This is a genomic window from Rhodococcus sp. T7 (assembly GCF_009872365.1).
Classification (GTDB): Bacteria; Actinomycetota; Actinomycetes; order Mycobacteriales; family Mycobacteriaceae; genus Rhodococcus_F.
The window spans coordinates 825958-827314 of sequence record NZ_WXYH01000389.1 but is presented as its reverse complement, the minus strand read 5'-3'; the positions used below and the strand labels follow the sequence as shown (position 1 = coordinate 827314).

The window sequence follows — 1357 nt, the reverse complement described above, 5'->3', positions numbered from 1 at the left end:
AAGTGGGACCAACCGATCACGGTCGCTCTGGGCGCCCCGCAGCACGGGGTGGCCGGGTTCGTCCGCACCCACCGTCAGGCCGCCCAGGCCACGGTTGTGGCACGCGCCTCGAATGTGTCCGGTCCCCGGGTGGTTCCCATCGGGTTGGTCGGTGCCGTGGCGCTGATGTGTGAGGATCTCGACGCCGCTCGCAGGTGGGTACGCGATGTGCTCGGCCCGCTGGCGGTCGACGACTCCACCGCAGCGTTGCACCGTCAGACGCTGCGAACCTTCTTCTCGACCGGGGGAAGCTATACCGCAGCTGCCGCCGCATTGACCATGCACAAGAATACGGTCATCTACCGGATTCACAAGATCGAGGAGTTGCTCGGGAAGAACGTCCGGGAGGGCCGCCTGGAACTCGAGAACGCGCTGGCACTGTGTCACTGGCTCGGGACCGCAGTGCTCGATTCCGAAACGATTACCACCGAATGATACTCAGCGACACGGTACTTCAGCACGCGCGTGGTCTCCTTCTTGACCACGCATCGGTGGTGACGCTGTCCGAAAATCGTTGCTATCACGGCCTGTCCATGCACTCACGCACAGCCTGGCCGAATTCGATCGGGGGTGATGCACGAGAACTTGAATACGCACAGCGGTGACCCGACCTAGACACTCGGTGGACGATTCTGCGCAGTTTGCACGCGCAAACTACCCGAGAAGTGTTGTCGGCATCAACCTTTCGATACGGATTCTGTTCCGTAGCAATCACTGCGCCCGCGCGTCGAGCGCAAACTGTGCGATACGTTCGAAGCGCTGATGCGCTGATGCGCGGAGCCCCAGATACCCGGCGCCTGCACGGCTCGCGTGAAGTGCAGGCGGGCCGCACACACGCGTGAAGCCGAGCCTGCCATGGAGTTGACCGCGATCGCTGATCCCGGCGAATCAGGCTTGTCGGCAACGACTTTTACGAAATCGACAACGATACGCGGATACGGGGCGCACGTCGGCGACGGTGGACGCGCCCCGCACAACCGGAGGTCCACATCAGCTTTCGTTTTGGGCACCTCCGGGTACGCGCGAACCTTCCGGTGAGTCCTGTTTATCGTGTTTCAATGATGTTAGATTATAATCGCTACTCGAACAGTCATTTCCGGCGGAGCAGCCAGTCCGTGAAACCCCCGTCCAGTCCGAACAGGTGGAAAGTCATGTCAGATGCGATGGTCAGCGAATCGAGGGAGGCCTCAGTGGATTCGGATCTCGAACAGTCGAGAACTCTGACGTTGACGCGCCGGGAGATTCTGGCCTCCGACGTCGTGCAGCTCGAGCTGTCCTCCCCGGACGGTTCCCCGCTGCCGCCGTGGGAGCCGGGCGC

At 62.0% G+C, this 1357-nt stretch carries 1 protein-coding gene; it reads left to right on the top strand.

From position 1 onward, the window contains the following. On the top strand, positions 1–474 hold a 474-nt coding region (locus MLGJGCBP_RS47905), incomplete at its 5' end, for a PucR family transcriptional regulator (RefSeq protein ID WP_201453374.1). Between the last annotated feature and the right edge of the window lie 883 nt (positions 475–1357).